The following is a 19,240-nucleotide window of genomic DNA, read 5'->3' as shown; positions in this document are numbered from 1 at the left end:
CCTGCGCGCAGCAGGCTGCCGCGTCGGGCCAAACATGGTAGCGCAGACGGGGCTTCTTTAGGGGGTGGGGTTGAGGTAAGTGTTGTCTGGGTTGACGCCTTCGCGAGCAAGCCCGCTCCCACAGTGGTCTTCAGTGTGAATGCAATTTGCGGCACACCTTAGATCTAATGTGGGAGCGGGCTTGCTCGCGAAGAGGCCCGATCAGGCGCCGACGATCCCGCCATCCTCACGGGAAATCGCCATCACCGAAGACCGCGGCTTGCCGTTGGGCAGGTGCTCAGGGAACGTCGACCCGCCGTTTTCCCCCGGATGCTGAATCCCGACAAACAAGGTTTTCTGATCCGGCGAGAAGCTGATCCCCGTCACCTCGCAGCCCACCGGGCCGACCATGAAACGACGGATCTCGCCCGTCACGGGGTCGGCACAGAGCATCTGGTTATTGCCCATGCCCGCGAAGTCGCCTGCGTTGCTCGAATCGCCATCCGTGAGGATCCACAGGCGACCGGCCTCGTCGAAGCCCAGACCGTCCGGACTGTTGAACATGTTCTGCGGAGTGATGTTCGACGAACCGCCCTTCGGCGTGCCGGCGTGGACGCCCGGGTTGCCGGCAACCACAAACAGGTCCCAGGCAAAGCTTTTCGAACCGTGATCGTCGCGGTCGGTCCGCCAGCGCAAAATCTGCCCGTAGACGTTCTTCTCGCGTGGGTTCGGCCCGCCCACCGGTTGCCCGTCCTCGCCACGCTTGGCGTTGTTGGTCAGCGTGCAATAGACCTGGCCATCCTTGGGGCTGACGACGATCCATTCCGGGCGGTCCATGCGCGTAGCTTTCACCACGCTGGCCGCGAGGCGGGCGTGAATCAACACTTCGGCTTGATCGGCGAAACCGCTGCTGGTGTCGATGCCGTTTTTGCCGTGGGTCAGTTCGATCCACTGACCCTGGCCTTTCGGGTGATCGGCATTGCCGTCGCCCGCGTCGAAACGCGCCACGTATAAGGTGCCGTGATCCAGCAGGTCGCGGTTGGCTTTGGGATTTTTGTGGTTGATCTTGTCGCGGCTGACGAATTTATAGATGAACTCGCCACGTTCGTCGTCGCCCATGTACACCACGGCGCGACCGTCATTGGTTTCGGCCAGTGCGGCGTTTTCATGTTTGAAGCGGCCCAGCGCGGTGCGTTTGACCGGCGTGGACTGCGGATCGAACGGGTCGATTTCCACCACCCAGCCATGACGATTGAGTTCGTTGGGGTTTTTCGCCAGGTCGAAGCGCGGATCGTGTTGATGCCAGTTGATTTCTTTACTGGCCGCCACCGCGCCGTAGCGTTTCTGCGCGGCATCGAATTTCTGCTCGGCATTGCTACTGCCGAAGCAGTCGGTGAAGTTCTCTTCGCAGGTCAGATAAGTGCCCCACGGCGTCTTGCCGTTGGCGCAGTTCTGGAAGGTGCCGAGGACGTTCTTGCCGTGTTTGTCGGCGCTGGTTTTCATCAGCTCGTGACCGGCCGCCGGACCGCTCAGGCTGATCGGCGCGTTGCCGTGAATGCGGCGGTTGTAGCGCGAGCCCTGGACGAACTGCCACTGGCCATTCTTGCGCTGCACTTCGATCACCGACACACCTTCGCAGGCCAGGGCCTTGCGCACATCTTCCGCCGATTGCGGCATGCCGCCGTGAGGGTAGAGGTAGCGGTAGTTGGTGTATTCGTTGTTGATCGCCATCAGCGCCCGGTCTTTTTCACCGGGGAATTCGAACAGGCTCATGCCGTCGTTGTTGTCGCCGAACTGGACTTCCTGCGCCTGGGCCGTGCCGTTGCCGCTCGGGTCGAACGCCGGGCCATTCTTTTGCAGCGGCTGGCCCCAGCTGATCAGTACCGAGGATTTGTAGCCCGGCGGCAGGGTGATGGTATCGGTCGTGGCGGCGGCAATGCTGTCGAAACCCAACAGTTTGCTGGAGCCGGCGCTGACGCTGGCGGCCAGCACGCTGCGACTCAGCAGGTTGCCACCGAGAAACATCGCCGCACCGCAGAGGGCACCTGCGCTGATGAAGCCACGACGGCTGAGGCCGACCATTTTTTCGAGGTCGGTGGGTTGGTTGTCTTCTAATAAGCTCACATCAGGCTCCCTGCGGGTTTTTGCAGCCACCTTAATGGTGGTCGATGAAGCTTTTGTTGCAGTCTCTTAAAATCAGAATCAAAAGATCGCAGCCTTCGGCAGCTCCTACAGAGGTTGCGATGCACTTGGGCTAGAGCGGTGTGCCCAGCAGAATGTTGGATGGCGCGAATTGCACCAGCACCGGTTTTCCGGCGGTGAGCTCGAGGCTTTTCAGGTGCAGCGGCTCGGCCAGGGCGCAAAGTGTCTGGCCATTGGGCAGGCCGATGCGCACTTCGCTGGGGCCGTCGTCGGCGTCGAGGATTTCTTCGATCATGCCCTTCAGGCAATTGTTGCCGGGCGTTGCGGTTTGGTCGATGCCCAGCAGTTCCAGCCAACCGGCCTTGATCAGCGCCACTACTTCGGTGCCGGTTTGCAGTTCCAGGCGCAGAGTGCTGTCGTGAGTGATCTGCGCATCGATACGCAAGCCTTCGGCCAGTTCAAGACGGATGCGGTCGTTGCGTCCTTGCGCATCGATCGCCACGACCTTGCCGTGCAGTTGATTGCGCGCACTGGTTCTGAGCATCAGTCGACCGAGCAGGTCCAGGTCGCTGGCATCCTCGGCGGCTTCCAGCACCTGAGCCTGCAAGGCTTGCAACTTTTGATACAGGCGCAACACGCGCTCACCTTCGCTGGACAGTTTTGCGCCGCCACCGCCCTTGCCGCCGACGCTACGCTCGACCAGCGGTTTCTGCGCGAGGTTGTTCAGCTCGTCGATGGCGTCCCACGCCGCCTTGTAACTCAGGCCGGCGCTTTTCGCGGCGCGGGTGATCGAGCCTTGTTCGGCGATGTGTTGCAGCAACGCGATGCGCTGCGGGCGACGGGCAATGTGCTGGGACAACAACGTAGGCAAGGACATGGCTAGACGCTTTGGGCTGTGGCGATGGGGAGGACGTTGGCGGCTTGGCGCACGAGAGTCAAGTCAGGTCACCTCGCCAGGTTTTGGGGTACGGGCCAGGCAGTAGACATCGACTCGCGCGGCGCCCGCATCCATCAGCAAGCGAGCCAGGGCCTGGGCGGTGGCGCCGGTAGTCAGCACATCGTCGACCAATGCGAAGTGGCGACCCTTGATCAAGGCCCTGGGCGCCAGGGCAAAGGCGTTCCGAAGATTCTTTTTTCGGGCATCGGCATTCAGCTCTTGTTGTGCGCTGGTGTCCTGAATCCTCAGCAACAGCGTTTCATCGCAAGGAATGTCGAGGCTGACGCTGAGCCAGCGGGCGAGCATTGCCGCCTGGTTGAAACCCCGCTGGCGCAGACGTTTGGCGGCCAGCGGTACGGGTATCAGCGCGTCGGGCCGATCCAGGTCTTCATCGAAGCGATGCTGCAGGAACTGAGCGAGAAGTTCGGCGAGCAGGCGGCCTAACGGCCACTTTGCGCTGTGCTTGAAGCGGGTGATCAAACTGTCGACCGGAAAGCTGTAAGTCCAGGGCGCTGCGACTCGTTCGAAGGCCGGCGGTTGTTTCAAGCATTGGCCGCAGGTCAGGCCCGTGGCAGGCAAGGGCAGGGCGCAGGTTTGGCAGTGCTCGCCCAGCCAGGGCAGGTCGGTTTCGCAGGCCATACAGATTGGCCGGATATCTTCTGTCGCTTCGCTGCAGAGTAAGCAGTGTTGGTTATTGTTTAACCAGATGTAAACCGGTCCTACGTATCGTGGTTGACAGCGCATCGCTCTTCCTTAAATATGCCGAACATCCGTGTCGCGTCTGTGGGTATTCCATTCCCCAGCCGCTTGCCAAGCATAAACAAGGAAACGCCCATGAGCGCCAGCACCACTGCAACCCTGCGTCATGACTGGTCTTTGGCCGAAGTCAAAGCACTCTTCGTTCAGCCATTCAACGACCTGTTGTTCCAGGCGCAGACGGTGCACCGCGCGCATTTCGACGCTAACCGTGTCCAGGTTTCGACGCTGCTGTCGATCAAGACCGGTGCTTGCCCGGAAGATTGCAAATATTGTCCGCAGTCCGGTCACTACAACACCGGCCTGGAAAAAGAAAAACTGATGGAAGTGCAGAAGGTCCTCGAAGAGGCTGCTCGTGCCAAGGCCATCGGTTCGACCCGTTTCTGCATGGGCGCGGCGTGGAAACACCCGTCGGCCAAAGACATGCCGTACGTGTTGGAAATGGTCAAAGGCGTGAAAGCCATGGGCCTGGAAACCTGCATGACCCTAGGCCGTCTCGATCAGGACCAGACCGTCGCCCTGGCCGAAGCCGGCCTGGATTACTACAACCACAACCTCGATACCTCGCCTGAGTTCTACGGCAGCATCATCACCACCCGTACGTACAGCGAGCGCCTGCAAACCCTGGCTTACGTGCGTGATTCGGGGATGAAGATCTGTTCCGGCGGCATTCTCGGCATGGGCGAGTCCCTCGATGACCGCGCCAACCTGCTGATTCAGCTGGCCAACCTGCCTGAGCATCCAGAGTCGGTGCCGATCAACATGCTGGTGAAAGTTGCCGGTACGCCGCTGGAAAATGCTGACGACGTCGACCCGTTCGACTTCATCCGCATGCTCGCGGTCGCTCGCATCCTGATGCCAAAATCCCATGTGCGTCTGTCCGCCGGCCGTGAAGCGATGAACGAGCAGATGCAAGCCCTGGCGTTCTTTGCCGGCGCCAACTCGATTTTCTACGGCGAAAAACTGCTGACCACCGCCAACCCGCAGGCGGACAAGGACATGCAACTGTTCTCGCGTCTGGGCATCCTGCCAGAAGCCCGCGAAGAGCACGCCGACGAAGTGCATCAGGCCGCCATCGAACAAGCGCTGGTGGAGCAGAAGAGCAGCGAGATGTTCTATAACGCGGCTGTCTGATCCAGCACAAATCGAATGTGGGAGCGGCGGTGCGACGATTCGGCTTGCTCGCGAAGGCGTCAGTACAGCCGACATCAATGTTGAATGTCACACTGCTTTCGCGAGCAAGCCCGCTCCCACATTAACCGCGCCCAACCTGTGGGAGCGTGGCTTGCCCGCGATGGCCGTGACTCGGTCTCCAGACAAGTCAGGACAGTTCCCCACATCTGATCTTCGAGGCCTGCATGTCTTTCGATCTCGCCGCACGCCTTGCTGCCCGTCGTGCCGAAAACCTTTATCGCCAGCGCCCATTGCTCGAAAGCCCCCAAGGCCCGGAAGTGGTGGTCGATGGTCAGCCGTTGCTGGCGTTCTGTAACAACGATTACCTGGGCTTGGCCAATCACCCGCAGGTGATCGAAGCCTGGCGCGCCGGCGCGTCGCGTTGGGGCGTGGGTGGTGGTGCTTCGCATCTGGTGATCGGCCACAGCGGCCCGCATCACGCACTGGAAGAAGCCCTCGCCGAGTTCATCGGCCGCCCGCGAGCTCTGCTGTTCACCACCGGTTACATGGCCAACCTCGGCGCGGTCACCGCGTTGGTCGGGCAGGGCGATACGGTGCTCGAAGACCGGCTCAATCACGCGTCGTTGCTGGACGCGGGGTTGTTGTCCGGTGCTCGTTTCAATCGCTATCTGCATAACGACGCGGCCAGTCTGGCCAAGCGCCTTGAGAAGGCCACCGGCAATACGCTGGTGGTCACCGACGGTGTGTTCAGCATGGACGGTGACGTCGCCGACTTGCCGGCGCTGGCGCGGGAAGCCAAGGCCAAAGGCGCGTGGCTGATGGTCGATGACGCGCACGGTTTTGGTCCTCTGGGCGCCAATGGCGGCGGGATCGTCGAGCATTTCGGTCTGAGTCAGGAAGATGTGCCGGTACTGGTCGGCACCCTCGGCAAGGCTTTCGGTACGGCCGGTGCATTTGTGGCTGGCAGTGAAGAGCTGATCGAAAGCCTGATCCAGTTCGCTCGCCCTTACATCTACACCACCAGCCAACCGCCGGCGCTGGCCTGCGCGACGCTGAAAAGCCTGGAGCTGTTGCGCAGTGAACACTGGCGACGTGAGCATCTGCAGACGCTGATTCGTCAGTTCCGCCAAGGCGCCGAACAGATTGGGCTGGAGTTGATGGACAGCTTCACGCCGATCCAGCCGATCATGATTGGCGATGCCGGGCGCGCAGTTCGACTGTCGCAGATGCTGCGCGAACGCGGGCTGATGGTGACCGCGATTCGTCCACCAACTGTGCCCGCGGGCAGCGCACGTTTGCGCGTAACCCTCACCGCCGCTCACAGTGAGGCGCAGGTACAGCTATTGTTAAATGGACTGGCCGATTGTTTTCAACAACTGGGACCGGAGCCAAGCCATGCGTGATCGTCTGATTCTGCTGCCGGGCTGGGGGCTCGGTATTTCGCCGCTGGAACCCTTGGCGGCGGCTTTGCAGGGTTTGGACGAACACCTGCGTGTCGAGATCGAGCCGTTGCCGGAACTGGAATCGAGCGACCTTGAAGAATGGCTCGATGAGTTGGACTCGACATTGCCACAGGATGCCTGGCTCGGTGGCTGGTCATTGGGCGGCATGCTGGCGTCCGAATTGGCGGCACGACGCGGTGACCGCTGCTGCGGCTTGGTGACCCTGGCGAGCAATCCTTCTTTTGTCGCCCATGAACGATGGTCGAGCGCGATGCCCGGCGAAACCTTCGATGCGTTTCTGGCCGGCTGCAAGGCTGACTCGCGCATGACGTTGAAACGTTTTTCGCTGCTGTGCGCCCAAGGTGCCGAAGACCCGCGCGGGATGTCGCGACTGTTGCTCGCTGGCGCACCGCATACGTCTTCGCCGGTGCTGATGAGCGGCCTGGAGTTGCTCGCACAATTGGATACCCGGCAAGCGTTGCAAGCGTTTCGCGGCCCGCAACTGCACTTGTTCGCCGGCCTCGACGGGCTGGTCCCGGCCGAAGCGGCGGGGGATTTGCTGGCGCTGCTGCCGGATGTCGAAATCGGCCTGATTGAACAGGCCAGCCACGCGTTTCTTCTGGAAGACCCTCACGGTGTGGCGGGGGCGATTCAGGCCTTTTTGCATGAGTTAGGTGATGACTGATTTATCCCTTCACAACCTGCCCGGCGGCTTGCCCGACAAACGCCAGGTGGCGGCATCCTTTTCCCGTGCGGCGGCGAGCTACGACAGCGTGGCCGAATTGCAGCGTGACGTGGGCAGCGAGTTGTTACGTCGGTTACCGGAAGATTTTTTCCCTGCTCGTTGGCTGGATATGGGCTGCGGCACAGGGTATTTCAGCCGAGCCTTGGCGCAGAAGTTTCCTGCGAGCGCCGGAGTGGCGCTGGACATCGCAGAAGGCATGCTCAATCACGCTCGTCCCTTGGGCGGCGCGACTCATTTCATCGCGGGCGATGCTGAGCGCTTGCCGTTGCAGGACTCGACCTGCGACCTGGTCTTCTCCAGCCTGGCGGTGCAATGGTGCGCGAATTTCGCCTCGGTGCTCGATGAAGCGTATCGGGTACTGAAACCGGGCGGAATTTTTTCGTTTGCTAGTCTGTGTGTAGGCACGCTGTACGAGTTGCGCGACAGCTGGCGTCAGGTGGATGGCATGGTGCACGTCAACCGCTTCCGCGAGTTCGGTGTTTACCAACAGCTTTGCGCGGGCAGCGGCTTGAAGGTCGTCAGCCTCGAAACGCAGCCGCATGTGTTGCATTACCCCGATGTCCGCAGCCTGACCCATGAGCTCAAGGCTCTTGGGGCGCATAACCTGAACCCCGGTCGGCCAGGCGGTTTGACCGGCAGGGCGCGGATCCTCGGCCTGATCGAGGCTTACGAGCAGTATCGTCAGGCACAGGGACTGCCGGCGACTTATCAAGTGGTTTACGCCGTGTTGGAGAAACCCTTATGAGTGCAGCCTATTTCATCACCGGTACTGACACCGATGTCGGCAAGACCACCGTCGCCGCAGGCTTGCTGCATGCCGCGCGATTGGCGGGCTTGAGCACGGCAGCGGGCAAACCGGTGGCCTCCGGTTGCGAGCTGACGCCCAAGGGGTTGCGCAACGCCGATGCGCTGGCACTGTTTGCCGAGTGCTCGATACCGTTGACCTACGATCAGGTCAATCCGGTCGCGTTCGAACCGGCGATTGCACCGCATCTGGCAGCGCGCGAAGCTGGCGTGGCGTTGACCGTGCAATCACTGTTGACACCGATGCGGCAGATTCTCGATATGCAGGCGGACTTCACCTTGATCGAAGGTGCTGGCGGCTGGCGAGTGCCGTTGGCGGATCAGGACAATCTGTCGGACCTGGCGATGGCGCTGGGTCTGCCGGTGATCCTGGTGGTTGGTGTACGGTTGGGTTGCATCAATCACGCGCTGCTGACAGCCGAGGCGATCGCCCGGGATGGTTTGCAGTTGGCAGGATGGGTGGCGAATATCATCGATCCGAAGACCTCGCGTCTGGAAGAGAACCTTGCGACGCTGGCCGAGCGCATCCCCGCGCCGTGCCTGGGGCGGGTGCCGAAACTCAAGTCAGTGACAGCCGAGGCGGTGGCCGCGCATCTGCAGCTGGATTTGCTGGACTGAGATTGTTGGCTTGGCTTTGCCTATGACAAGGCACTGTGCCATTAGTGTTTTTGTCGGGCCTTTTGTCGGCGTGTCTGGTTCAATGGCCGCTGTTGATCCTTTGTCGGACGAGTTCCCCCATGGAAATCTCAGGAAACACCGCTTTTTATGCCGGTCTGAGCACTATTCAGACCGGGCAGAACCGTGTCGATCAGGCTTCGGGTCAGATCGCCAACAACACCATCGAGCGTTCGGTCACCAGTCAATCCTCCGAGGTTCAGGTTGATCGCCTGCGTTCGGTAGACCGCAGCCAGCAATCGGATCTGGCCAGCAATATGGTCGAGATGTCTCAAGGCAAGTTCCAGGTGGAACTGGGTGTCAAAGTCGCCAAGGCATCCGATGAAATGCTGGGTACGCTGATCGATACATTTGCCTGAACCCTTCGCTGAATCCGCTACTCCAACGCCGCGCCTGTTCGCGGCGTTTTTCTGCGTAAGTCCTTCTGCCTCAACTAATCTCTCCTACATGGCGTGTTGCTCAGTCAACGGCGGTGGGCAGCGGCGTGTCCGAGGTTTTCATGGTGCGATGACGAACGGCAAAAGATCGGCGCTTGACAAGAATTGGGCGTAAACGTATGTTTCAAACAACTGTTTGACCGCCACAACAAATCAACGCGGTCGTTCATTCCCGGTTACATCAGCAGAGGTTTATCGCTATGCCTGACTACAAGGCCCCCTTGCGTGATATTCGCTTCGTTCGTGACGAACTGCTCGGCTACGAAGCGCACTATCAGAGCCTTCCGGCTTGTGCAGACGCAACTCCGGACATGGTTGACGCCATTCTCGAAGAAGGCGCCAAGTTTTGTGAGCAGGTGCTGGCTCCGCTGAACCGCGTGGGTGACACCGAAGGCTGCACCTGGAGCGAGTCCGGCGTTAAAACCCCGACCGGTTTCAAAGAAGCCTACAAGCAATTCGTCGAAGGTGGCTGGCCAAGCCTGGCTCACGACGTAGAGCATGGCGGCCAAGGCCTGCCGGAGTCTCTGGGTCTGGCCGTCAGCGAAATGGTTGGCGAAGCCAACTGGTCGTGGGGCATGTACCCGGGCCTGTCCCATGGCGCGATGAACACCATTTCCGAGCACGGCACGCCTGAGCAACAAGAGGCTTACCTGACCAAATTGGTTTCCGGCGAATGGACCGGCACCATGTGCCTGACCGAACCGCACTGCGGCACCGACCTGGGCATGCTGCGCACCAAGGCCGAGCCTCAGGCTGACGGTTCCTACAAAGTCTCCGGCACCAAGATCTTCATCTCGGCCGGTGAACACGACATGGCCGACAACATCGTCCACATCGTTCTGGCACGTCTGCCAGATGCACCGGCCGGTACCAAAGGCATTTCCCTGTTCATCGTTCCGAAATTCCTGCCGAACGCAGACGGCTCGATTGGCGCACGCAACGCTGTGACCTGCGGTTCCCTGGAACACAAGATGGGCATCCACGGTAACGCCACTTGCGTGATGAACTTCGACGCGGCCACCGGTTACCTGATCGGCCCGGCGAACAAAGGCCTGAACTGCATGTTCACCTTCATGAACACCGCACGTCTGGGTACCGCGCTGCAAGGTCTGGCTCACGCCGAAATCGGTTTCCAGGGCGGCCTGAAATACGCTCGCGATCGTCTGCAAATGCGCTCCCTGACCGGCCCGAAAGCACCGGACAAAGCCGCTGACCCGATCATCGTTCATCCTGACGTACGTCGTATGCTGTTGACCATGAAGGCGTTCGCCGAAGGCAACCGTGCGATGGTTTACTTCACCGCCAAGCAAGTCGACATCGTCAAGTACGGCGTCGATGAAGAAGAGAAGAAGAAAGCCGACGCACTGCTGGCCTTCATGACTCCGATCGCCAAAGCCTTCATGACTGAAGTCGGTTTTGAATCCGCTAACCACGGCGTACAAATCTACGGCGGCCACGGCTTCATCGCCGAGTGGGGCATGGAGCAGAACGTTCGCGACAGCCGCATTTCGATGCTGTACGAAGGCACCACCGGTATCCAGGCACTCGACCTGCTGGGCCGTAAAGTGCTGATGACTCAAGGCGAAGCGCTCAAAGGCTTCACCAAGATCGTCCACAAGTTTTGCCAGACCAACGAAGGCAACGACGCGGTCAAAGAGTTCGTCGAGCCATTGGCTGCGCTGAACAAAGAGTGGGGCGAGCTGACCATGAAGGTCGGTATGGCTGCCATGAAAGACCGCGAAGAAGTTGGCGCCGCGTCGGTGGACTACCTGATGTACTCCGGTTACGCCTGCCTTGCCTACTTCTGGGCTGACATGGCGCGTCTGGCTGCCGAGAAACTGGCTGCCGGCACCACCGAAGAGGCGTTCTACACCGCCAAGCTGCAGACTGCGCGCTTCTACTTCCAGCGCATCCTGCCGCGTACTCGCACTCATGTTGTCACCATGCTGTCGGGCGCCAACAACCTGATGGAGATGAAAGAAGAAGACTTCGCGCTGGGTTACTAAGCCCTACGCAGTCTCTTCACAAAGCCGCTGCTTCCTCGGGAGCAGCGGTTTTTTTATGCCTGAGGCAAACGGGCTGCGCCTGTAAAAATTCCTGACTAAAACGCTAAGAAGAACGCCGTTGCTGCCGTTAAAGAGGATGGCGATGTGACATATGTCACATTGCATGTGCTTAGCTGCTCAAGTTGCAGGCACAACGCCATCTTTGTTTGCCGGGTCGGAGTTTTACCCTTGCCGCGTTCTTCTGCTTTACGTTTCAGTCATTTTTTGCCATCACTGCTGTTGTTGCTTGCGGGGCTTGCGGCTGCCTACGTCAAGGATCTCAACGTCTTCTTCACTTCGCTGTTTAACGTGCTGCCTACATTGGTGCTGTTGCTCGGCGGGGCGTATTGCGCGGTTTACCGACGTCAGCGTGAACTGTTTCTGATGGTCACGGTGTACATCGCCTACTTCCTGCTCGACACCCAGACCGACTACTACCGCGACAACGGTAAAGTCCGCGACGATGCCGCCGTGGTCTTCCATCTGTGCTGTCTGTTGCTGCCATTACTCTTCGGCTTGTTCGCCGCCTGGCAGGAACGCACCCATCTGTTTCAGGACATGGTGGCGCGTTTCGCTGTGTTGCTGGCGTTCGGCAGCGTGGCGCTGGGGCTGGAACAGAGTTACCCCCAGGCGTTGTTGATGTGGCTCTCGGAGATCCGCTGGCCAGCCCTGCATGGCGCCTGGATGAGCCTGATCCAGTTGTCCTACCCGGTATTCATCGCCTCGTTCCTGTTACTGGCCTGGCAATACTGGCGCAACCCAAGGCCCTTGCATGCTGCGCAATTGGTGGGTCTGTTGGGGTTGTTCTGGATGTTGCCGAAGACCTTCATCCTGCCGTTTACCCTGAACATCATGTGCAGCCAGGTGATGTTGATGATTGCCGCTGCAGTTGCCCATGAAGCCTATCAGATGGCGTTCCGCGATGAGCTCACCGGCCTGCCGGGTCGCCGCGCCCTGAACGAACGCATGCAACGGCTGGGGCGCAATTACGTGCTGGCCATGGGCGACGTCGACCACTTCAAGAAATTTAACGACACCCACGGTCACGATGTCGGCGACCAAGTGTTGCGCCTGGTCGCCAGCAAGCTGTCGAAAATCAGCGGGGGCGGTAGGGCATATCGCTACGGCGGTGAAGAATTTGCTCTGGTGTTCGCAGGCAAAACCCTCGAAGAGTGCATGCCGCACCTGGAAGTCATCCGCGAATCCATCGCCACCTACAACATCCAGCTGCGCAATCAGGACAACCGTCCCCAGGATGACCAGCAGGGCCGCCAGCGCCGCGCCGGTTCAGGCGCCTCGAGTGTATCGGTCACCGTCAGCATTGGTGTCGCCGAGCGGTTGGAGCAGCGCACGCCGGAAGAAGTGCTCAAATCCGCTGACCAGGCGCTCTACAGCGCCAAAGGCGCGGGGCGAAACTGTGTGATGGCTTTCGGTCAGAACCGCCGTGGCGCGGTGCGCATGGACGCCGCTGCGGGTTGAGTGATGATGGCGCATTCAGCGTCTGGACTGTGATTGTGAGGCGTGGTGCGCGGCAGTAGGTTTGAGCAATCTGCTGCCGGAGAAATGACCATGCCCGAGTACAAAGCTCCCCTGCGCGATATGCGCTTTCTGATCGACCACGTCTTCGATTTTCACAGCAACTACGCCGCGCTGGGCGCCACCGATGCCAGCCCGGACATGATCAATGCGATCCTTGAAGAAAGCGCGAAATTCTGTGAGAACGTTCTCGCACCGCTGAACCGAAGCGGCGACGAGGAAGGCTGCCATTTCGACAACGGCGTGGTCACAACGCCTACAGGTTTCAAGCAGGCTTTCGCGCAGTACGTGGAAGGCGGCTGGCATGGTCTGGCGGCGGATCCGGCTTACGGCGGCCAGGGTTTACCCAGTTCTTTGGGGCTGGTCATCAGTGAAATGGTCGGTTCCAGCAATACCTCCTGGGGCATGTACCCCGGCCTGACTCACGGTGCGATGTCGGCGATTCACGCCCATGGCACCGAAGAACAGAAACAAACCTATCTGAGCAAGCTCACCGCAGGCCAATGGACCGGCACCATGTGCCTGACCGAAGCCCATTGCGGCACCGATCTGGGCATCATCAAGACCCGCGCCGTGCCTCAGGCCGATGGCAGTTACGCGATCTCCGGCAGCAAGATTTTCATTTCCGCTGGCGAGCACGACATGAGTGACAACATCATTCACCTGGTGCTGGCCAAACTGCCGGACGCTCCTGCCGGTACCAAGGGCATTTCGCTGTTTATCGTTCCTAAATACCTACCCGATGCCGAGGGCGAGGCGGGTGAGCGCAATGGTGTTTCCTGCGGCTCGATCGAACACAAAATGGGCATCAAGGCCTCGGCCACCTGTGTGCTGAATTTCGACGACGCGAAGGGATTCTTGATCGGTGAGCCGAACAAGGGCCTGAACTGCATGTTCACCATGATGAACCACGCGCGGCTCGGCACCGGCATGCAAGGTCTGTGTCTGGGTGAGGCGAGCTTCCAGGGCGCGATCAAATACGCCAACGACCGCCTGCAAATGCGCTCGCTGACCGGCCCGAAAGCACCGGAAAAAGTCGCCGACCCGATCATCGTTCATCCCGATGTGCGCAGGATGTTGCTGACCATGAAGGCCTTCAATGAAGGCAACCGGGCGCTGACTTACTTCACCGCACAGTTGTTGGATACTGCACATCTGAGCCCGGATGAAACGGCGCGTCAGGACGCCGAAGACCTGTTGGCATTCCTGACGCCGATCTGCAAAGCCTTCATGACCGACACCGGGCTGGAGGTGACCAACCTCGGCATGCAGGTGTTTGGCGGCCACGGTTTCATTCGTGAGTGGGGCATGGAGCAGCTGGTTCGCGACTGCCGGATCGCGCCGATCTACGAAGGCACCAACGGCATTCAGGCGCTGGACTTGCTTGGGCGCAAAGTCCTTGGCAGTCAGGGAAAACTGCTGCGCGGCTTCACTAAAATCGTCCACAAGTTCTGTGCAGCAAACGCTGAGCATCCGCAACTCGGCAGCTATGTGGCGCAGCTCAATGGTCTGAATCAGCAGTGGGGCGAGTTGACCACCAAGGTCGGCATGGCGGCGATGAAAAATCCGGATGAAGTCGGCGCTGCCTCGGTGGATTACCTGATGTACAGCGGCTACATCATCCTCGGCTACCTGTGGCTACGCATGGCGTTGGTGGCTCAGGCGCAGTTGGATGCGAGCGGCGGCGATGCCGATTACTGCAAAGGCAAACTGGCGACCAGCGAGTTTTACTTCAAGCGTTTGCTGCCACGTACCGCCGCACATCGGGCAGCCATCGAGGCGGGCAGTGATTGCCTGATGAAGCTGCCGGCGGAGTTGTTTGCGCTCTGACGATCAGGCTTGAAAAGCTTCGCGGGCAAGCCTCGCTCCTACGGTTTTATGTCGTCCATGTGAAATGCGTGCGACACGACCTGTAGGAGCGAGGCTTGCCCGCGAATGTGTTCTGACAGGCGAGAACGATCTCAGCTGAAATGCTGGTGACTAAAAATAACAAAACAGTCACTAGTCGACCCTATGTGTCGTAAAAGTTGTTGAGGTACACTCGGACACAACGAAATCACTATTCTACGAACCACCTGTTTAGATCTTGCGAGGTTTGCCATGGCTGACTACAAAGCGCCCCTGCGCGATATGCGCTTCGTCCTCAATGAAGTTTTCGAGGTCGCCAAACTCTGGGCCGAACTGCCTGCGCTGGCCGAGACCGTCGATGCGGAAACGGTCGAAGCCATTCTCGAAGAAGCCGGCAAGGTCACCAGCAAAAGCATCGCGCCCCTGAGCCGTGCGGCTGACGAAGAAGGTTGCCATTGGGCGGACGGTGCCGTCACCACCCCGGCCGGTTTTCCACAGGCTTATCAGACTTACGCTGAAGGCGGTTGGGTTGGTGTCGGTGGTGATCCGACCTACGGCGGCATGGGCATGCCCAAGGCGGTTTCGGCGCAGGTTGAAGAAATGGTCAACTCTGCGAGCCTGTCGTTCGGTCTGTACCCGATGCTGACCGCCGGCGCTTGCCTGTCGATCAACGCCCACGCCAGCGAAGAGCTGAAAGCGGCGTACCTGCCGAACATGTACGCCGGTGTATGGGCCGGTTCCATGTGCCTGACCGAGCCGCACGCCGGTACTGACCTGGGTATCATCCGTACCAAGGCCGAGCCTCAGGCCGACGGTTCCTACAAAGTCAGCGGCACCAAAATCTTCATCACCGGCGGCGAACACGACCTGACCGAGAACATCATCCATCTGGTACTGGCCAAACTGCCGGACGCACCGGCGGGGCCGAAAGGCATTTCGCTGTTCCTGGTGCCGAAGTTCATGGTCAATGCCGATGGCAGCCTGGGCGCGCGCAACCCGGCGAATTGTGGTTCGATCGAACACAAGATGGGCATCCAGGCGTCCGCGACCTGCGTGATGAACTTCGACGAAGCCGTGGGTTACCTGGTCGGCGAGCCGAACAAAGGCCTGGCGGCGATGTTCACCATGATGAACTACGAGCGTCTGGGCGTCGGCATCCAGGGCCTGGCCACTGGCGAGCGTTCGTACCAGAACGCTATCGAGTATGCTCGCGACCGTCTGCAAAGCCGCTCGCCGACCGGCGCGCAAAACAAAGACAAGGTCGCTGACCCGATCATCGTCCACCCGGACGTGCGTCGCATGCTGCTGACCATGAAAGCCTCGAACGAAGGCGGCCGTGCCTTCTCCACTTACGTGGCGATGCAGCTGGACACCGCCAAGTTCAGTGAAGACGCCACCACCCGCAAGCGCGCAGAAGACCTGGTTGCATTGCTGACGCCGGTGGCCAAGGCATTCCTGACCGACCTGGGTCTGGAAACCACGGTTCACGGCCAGCAGGTTTTTGGCGGTCACGGCTACATTCGTGAGTGGGGCCAGGAGCAACTGGTTCGTGATGTACGCATCACTCAGATCTACGAAGGCACCAACGGCATTCAGGCGCTGGACCTTGTAGGACGCAAGATCGTTGGCAGCGGTGGGGCGTTCTACACACTGTTCGCCGACGAGATTCGTCATTTCACCGCGACAGCCAATGCTGACCTGGCGGAGTTCACCCAGCCGCTGAATGATGCAGTGGACACCCTCGACGAACTGACCGCGTGGTTGCTGGACCGGGCGAAAAACAACCCGAACGAGATCGGCGCGGCGTCCGTCGAGTATCTGCAGGCATTCGGCTACATGGCCTACGCCTACATGTGGGCACTGATGGCCAAGGCAGCTTTCGGTAAGGAAGCGCAGGACGATTTCTACGCGAGCAAACTCGGTACGGCGCGGTTCTATTTCGCACGTCTGCTGCCGCGTATTCACTCGTTGAGCGCGTCGGTAAAGGCGGGCAGCGAATCGCTGTTTCTGCTGGACGCAGGACAATTCTGACCCTTTAACGTTATGTAAGCATTCTCTTACATAACGTGCTGCTGTTTTCCCATAGGCGAAGATTGGATCCAGAGCTAATCTACTTCACATGGACGTCGCGCAGGAAGCGCAAAGCAACAACACGGACACGTAGGATTCTGCCAGGACGGCGGAGTGAAATGGATGTCAGGGAAACAGTCTGCAAAGCCCCGCTTCGGCGGGGTTTTCTTTTGCCTGGAAAAAAGTGCTCAGCTCACCCCGTCCAGTATCCCCGGCCTGCCCGGGTATTCCTCCAGACTTCTATTTCCTCCTGCAAAGTCCGCACTAAGGGCTGTAATCCGAATCCACACTGAACCCTGAAGAACACCGCAGTGTCGATAAACTGTATGGCCCATAGAGCCAACATCAATCAGGAGCTTCCCCATGGATTTTATTCGCATCATCATCGCCATTCTGTTGCCGCCACTGGGTGTGTTTCTGCAAGTCGGTTTCGCCGGGGCATTCTGGCTGAACATTCTGCTGACGTTGTGCGGTTACATTCCGGGGATCGTGCATGCGGTGTATATCATCGCCAAGCGCTGAGTTTGGCCGCGCCGATTAGATCGCATTCGCGAGCAAGCCCGCTCCCACATTTGATCTCTGGTGTTCACACATAATGTGTTCACAGAAGGTCCAGTGTGGGAGCGGGCTTGCTCGCGAATGGGGGGCACCGCAAATACCTGCACTGAGCGAAGACTTCAGCCCGCGAACTCCATCACCCTTTGATAAAACAACCACTCCTGCTCCAGCGCATGGGCCTGATTGCCGGCCTTGCGAAAGCCATGGCGCTCGTCGGCGTAGTAATGCGCTTCGACCAGAAGGCCGTTGTCCTGTAGCGCAGTGACCATGTCGCGGGTCTGTTGCGGCACCACCACGGCGTCCAGTTCGCCCTGAAAGAAAATCACCGGAACGCTGATGTCATTCGCGTGCAGCAATGGCGTGCGTGCGGCGTAGCGTTCGGCGTCTTGTTCAGGGTCGCCGATCAACCAATCCAGATAATCACCTTCGAACTTGTGCGTAGCACGGCCTAGCTCAACAGGATCGCTGACGCCATAAAGACTGGCGCCCGCACGAAAGACCTTGTGAAAGGCCAGTGCGCACAACGTGGTGTACCCGCCGGCGCTGCCGCCGCGGATAAACGCCCTGTCGCCGTCGATCAGTCCGCGTTCGGCGAGATAGGCCACCACTGCACAGGCATCTTCCACATCCACATCGCCCCAACTCAAATGCAACGCCTGGCGATAAGCCCGGCCATAGCCGCTGCTGCCTCGGTAATTGAGGTCGGCCACGGCGAAGCCGCGTTGCGCCCAATACTGGATCCGCGGGTCGAACATCGGGTAGCAGGCTGAAGTCGGGCCGCCGTGAATGAACACCACCAACGGCGGTTTCGTGTCGCCGGTCATCGCCGGGTAGAAGAAACCGTGGGCCTCGCCCGAACCGCTGGGATAGCGCAGGGTTTGCGGGCGGCTGATCTGTTCGGCGGGCAGCGGTGCAATACCGCCGGCCAGAACGTTGACATGGTGTGTTTCACGGTCGATGGCAATGATTGCCGATGAACTGACCGGTGAAGCGGCGATGCAGTAGATGAACTGCTCATCCTGTGCGAGATGGCGGAAGCGGCTGTAGTCGCCAGTGAAATCGTCACAGGAACCATCGCCATGACAAAGCCCCAGTCGACCAAAACCACCTTCGGTCCAACTCGCCAGATAAGTGTCTTCGCCCAACGGTAACCAGGTGCAACCACCCAGTTGCCAAGGCGCGGGTCCATGGTCGGCGGCAGCGCTTGGAAGTGGACTCAGGCCGTTGCCCGACTCCACCCACGGCTGCCAGAAACCGCCGCGATCCGTCAGACAAAACAGACGACCGCTGTCATCGAATCGAGGTTGTTGCAGTGACTCCTGGTCACTATCGCCGGCCACACATCGAGGTTGCGCAAAACTGCGATCGCTCTGGCGTTCGGCAACCATCAGGCGGGTAACGGTCCAGGGTTGATCCGGGCGATTCCACTCGATCCAGGCCAGACGCTGACCGTCAGGACTCAAGGTCGGTGCCGAGTAGAAATCGGCACCTTCGGCCAGCAGATGACGTTGGCCGTCAACCAGATCGATCGCCACCAGGCGATGTCGATCACGGTTCTCTTCCACCGCCAGCACCTGCCCGTCGGCGAATTGCAGATCGCCGTAGCGACATTCATTTGAAGTCAGGGCCTCAGGTGTCTCACCGGTCAGCGATTGCCGATACAGCTGCTGATCGGCCTCGTTGACGAAAACCAGCCCGTCATCGGTCAGACAAAACGCGCCGCCGCCATATTCGTACACCCGGCTGCGCACACTGAAGGTGGGCGGCGTCAGGCAACGAGCCTGGCCGTCGCGCCACTGCCAGATCCGGCAGGCGGCGTCCTCGGGGCGGTATTCGTTCCAGAACAGGCCATGTTGCCCCACCTGTAACTCGGCGAAGTCGATGCCCGCCGCGACAGCCCTGGCGGCGCTCAAGGGTTCAGCTTTTGGCGATGAGGCGTGAGTTTCGTTCATTGCGAAAGGCCAGTTGTTCAATGGTCTGGGTCGCGTGTTCGGCTTCTTCGCGGGCCTTGAGAATCACGCCGTGATGTTCCGACTTGCTGCACACCGGGTCGGCGTTACTCGCGTCACCCGTGAGCATGTATGCCTGACAGCGGCAGCCGCCGAAATCCTTTTCTTTCTCGTCGCAGGAAC

The 19,240-nt window shown here is 59.8% G+C and carries 15 protein-coding genes and 1 pseudogene; 11 read left to right on the top strand and 5 right to left on the bottom strand.

Going from position 1 to position 19,240, the window contains the following annotated elements; all coding sequences use genetic code 11:
- Positions 1 to 201: 201 nt before the first annotated feature.
- From PMI36_RS00835 to PMI36_RS00845, 3 genes are all read right to left on the bottom strand, one after another.
- A complete protein-coding gene (locus tag PMI36_RS00835; protein ID WP_008076415.1) occupies positions 202 to 2,103 on the bottom strand; it encodes a PhoX family protein in 1,902 nt (633 codons plus the stop codon).
- 130 nt (positions 2,104 to 2,233) lie between these two features.
- A complete protein-coding gene (locus PMI36_RS00840) occupies positions 2,234 to 2,998 on the bottom strand; it encodes a TOBE domain-containing protein (RefSeq protein ID WP_008076412.1) in 765 nt (254 codons plus the stop codon).
- A gap of 63 nt (positions 2,999 to 3,061) precedes the next feature.
- Positions 3,062 to 3,802, bottom strand: a complete 741-nt coding sequence (locus PMI36_RS00845) for a ComF family protein (RefSeq protein WP_008076411.1) — start codon at positions 3,800 to 3,802, stop codon at positions 3,062 to 3,064.
- Positions 3,803 to 3,892: 90 nt separating this feature from the next.
- On the opposite strand from PMI36_RS00845, the gene bioB reads away from it, so the two are divergent.
- The 11 genes from bioB (at position 3,893) to PMI36_RS31155 (ending at position 17,072) form a co-directional block, all read left to right on the top strand.
- Positions 3,893 to 4,948 carry a biotin synthase BioB gene (bioB, locus tag PMI36_RS00850; RefSeq protein WP_007904183.1) on the top strand — a complete coding sequence of 352 codons (1,056 nt, stop codon included), beginning with the start codon at positions 3,893 to 3,895 and terminating at the stop codon, positions 4,946 to 4,948.
- A gap of 224 nt (positions 4,949 to 5,172) precedes the next feature.
- Positions 5,173 to 6,351: an 8-amino-7-oxononanoate synthase gene (gene bioF, locus PMI36_RS00855; RefSeq protein ID WP_008076408.1), complete on the top strand. Its 1,179-nt coding sequence runs from the start codon at positions 5,173 to 5,175 to the stop codon at positions 6,349 to 6,351.
- Complete coding sequence (locus tag PMI36_RS00860; protein WP_008076399.1) at positions 6,344 to 7,075, top strand: alpha/beta fold hydrolase; 732 nt, start codon at positions 6,344 to 6,346, stop codon at positions 7,073 to 7,075. Before bioF ends, PMI36_RS00860 begins: the two co-directional genes overlap by 8 nt.
- Positions 7,068 to 7,880 carry a malonyl-ACP O-methyltransferase BioC gene (gene bioC / locus PMI36_RS00865; protein WP_008076397.1) on the top strand — a complete coding sequence of 271 codons (813 nt, stop codon included), beginning with the start codon at positions 7,068 to 7,070 and terminating at the stop codon, positions 7,878 to 7,880. Before PMI36_RS00860 ends, bioC begins: the two co-directional genes overlap by 8 nt.
- Positions 7,877 to 8,557, top strand: coding sequence for a dethiobiotin synthase (bioD, locus tag PMI36_RS00870; RefSeq protein WP_008076396.1), 681 nt, complete (start codon positions 7,877 to 7,879; stop codon positions 8,555 to 8,557). Before bioC ends, bioD begins: the two co-directional genes overlap by 4 nt.
- A gap of 119 nt (positions 8,558 to 8,676) precedes the next feature.
- Positions 8,677 to 8,973 (top strand): hypothetical protein, encoded by a 297-nt coding sequence (locus tag PMI36_RS00875; RefSeq protein WP_008076394.1) that lies wholly within the window; start codon positions 8,677 to 8,679, stop codon positions 8,971 to 8,973.
- 278 nt (positions 8,974 to 9,251) lie between these two features.
- Positions 9,252 to 11,057 carry a phenylacyl-CoA dehydrogenase gene (locus tag PMI36_RS00880; protein WP_008076391.1) on the top strand — a complete coding sequence of 602 codons (1,806 nt, stop codon included), beginning with the start codon at positions 9,252 to 9,254 and terminating at the stop codon, positions 11,055 to 11,057.
- A 228-nt stretch (positions 11,058 to 11,285) separates the two neighbouring features.
- Entirely contained in the window at positions 11,286 to 12,575 is a 1,290-nt protein-coding gene (locus tag PMI36_RS00885; RefSeq protein WP_008076390.1) for a GGDEF domain-containing protein, read from the top strand.
- A gap of 90 nt (positions 12,576 to 12,665) precedes the next feature.
- On the top strand, positions 12,666 to 14,462 hold the full coding sequence (locus PMI36_RS00890) for an acyl-CoA dehydrogenase C-terminal domain-containing protein (RefSeq protein ID WP_008076389.1): 1,797 nt from the start codon (positions 12,666 to 12,668) through the stop codon (positions 14,460 to 14,462).
- 270 nt (positions 14,463 to 14,732) lie between these two features.
- Positions 14,733 to 16,511, top strand: coding sequence for an acyl-CoA dehydrogenase C-terminal domain-containing protein (locus tag PMI36_RS00895; protein WP_008076387.1), 1,779 nt, complete (start codon positions 14,733 to 14,735; stop codon positions 16,509 to 16,511).
- A 402-nt stretch (positions 16,512 to 16,913) separates the two neighbouring features.
- Positions 16,914 to 17,072 (top strand): YqaE/Pmp3 family membrane protein, encoded by a 159-nt coding sequence (locus PMI36_RS31155; RefSeq protein ID WP_007904205.1) that lies wholly within the window; start codon positions 16,914 to 16,916, stop codon positions 17,070 to 17,072.
- Positions 17,073 to 17,227: 155 nt separating this feature from the next.
- On the opposite strand, the gene PMI36_RS00905 is transcribed toward PMI36_RS31155, so the two are convergent.
- The gene (locus tag PMI36_RS00905; protein WP_008076385.1) at positions 17,228 to 19,060 is read right to left on the bottom strand and encodes a S9 family peptidase; all 1,833 of its coding nucleotides are present in this window, start codon (positions 19,058 to 19,060) and stop codon (positions 17,228 to 17,230) included.
- Positions 19,026 to 19,240, bottom strand: a pseudogene (locus PMI36_RS00910) (pyrroloquinoline quinone biosynthesis protein PqqE); the annotation flags it as partial. The gene PMI36_RS00905 and the pseudogene PMI36_RS00910, both read right to left, overlap by 35 nt.

Origin of the sequence: Pseudomonas sp. GM79, from assembly GCF_000282495.1 — a bacterium.
Classification (GTDB): domain Bacteria; phylum Pseudomonadota; class Gammaproteobacteria; order Pseudomonadales; family Pseudomonadaceae; genus Aquipseudomonas.
The sequence above is the reverse complement of the archived record's forward strand: the minus strand, read 5'-3'. Positions and strand labels throughout refer to the sequence as shown.

Coding starts and splice junctions, on each gene's coding strand:
- PMI36_RS00895 (WP_008076387.1), top strand. CDS start 14,733: ATGGCTGACTACAAAGCGCCCCTGCGCGATATGCGCTTCGTCCTCAAT.
- PMI36_RS00840 (WP_008076412.1), bottom strand. CDS start 2,998: ATGTCCTTGCCTACGTTGTTGTCCCAGCACATTGCCCGTCGCCCGCAG.
- bioB (WP_007904183.1), top strand. CDS start 3,893: ATGAGCGCCAGCACCACTGCAACCCTGCGTCATGACTGGTCTTTGGCC.
- PMI36_RS00905 (WP_008076385.1), bottom strand. CDS start 19,060: ATGAACGAAACTCACGCCTCATCGCCAAAAGCTGAACCCTTGAGCGCC.
- PMI36_RS31155 (WP_007904205.1), top strand. CDS start 16,914: ATGGATTTTATTCGCATCATCATCGCCATTCTGTTGCCGCCACTGGGT.
- bioD (WP_008076396.1), top strand. CDS start 7,877: ATGAGTGCAGCCTATTTCATCACCGGTACTGACACCGATGTCGGCAAG.
- PMI36_RS00880 (WP_008076391.1), top strand. CDS start 9,252: ATGCCTGACTACAAGGCCCCCTTGCGTGATATTCGCTTCGTTCGTGAC.
- PMI36_RS00860 (WP_008076399.1), top strand. CDS start 6,344: ATGCGTGATCGTCTGATTCTGCTGCCGGGCTGGGGGCTCGGTATTTCG.
- PMI36_RS00845 (WP_008076411.1), bottom strand. CDS start 3,802: ATGCGCTGTCAACCACGATACGTAGGACCGGTTTACATCTGGTTAAAC.
- PMI36_RS00875 (WP_008076394.1), top strand. CDS start 8,677: ATGGAAATCTCAGGAAACACCGCTTTTTATGCCGGTCTGAGCACTATT.
- bioF (WP_008076408.1), top strand. CDS start 5,173: ATGTCTTTCGATCTCGCCGCACGCCTTGCTGCCCGTCGTGCCGAAAAC.
- bioC (WP_008076397.1), top strand. CDS start 7,068: ATGACTGATTTATCCCTTCACAACCTGCCCGGCGGCTTGCCCGACAAA.
- PMI36_RS00890 (WP_008076389.1), top strand. CDS start 12,666: ATGCCCGAGTACAAAGCTCCCCTGCGCGATATGCGCTTTCTGATCGAC.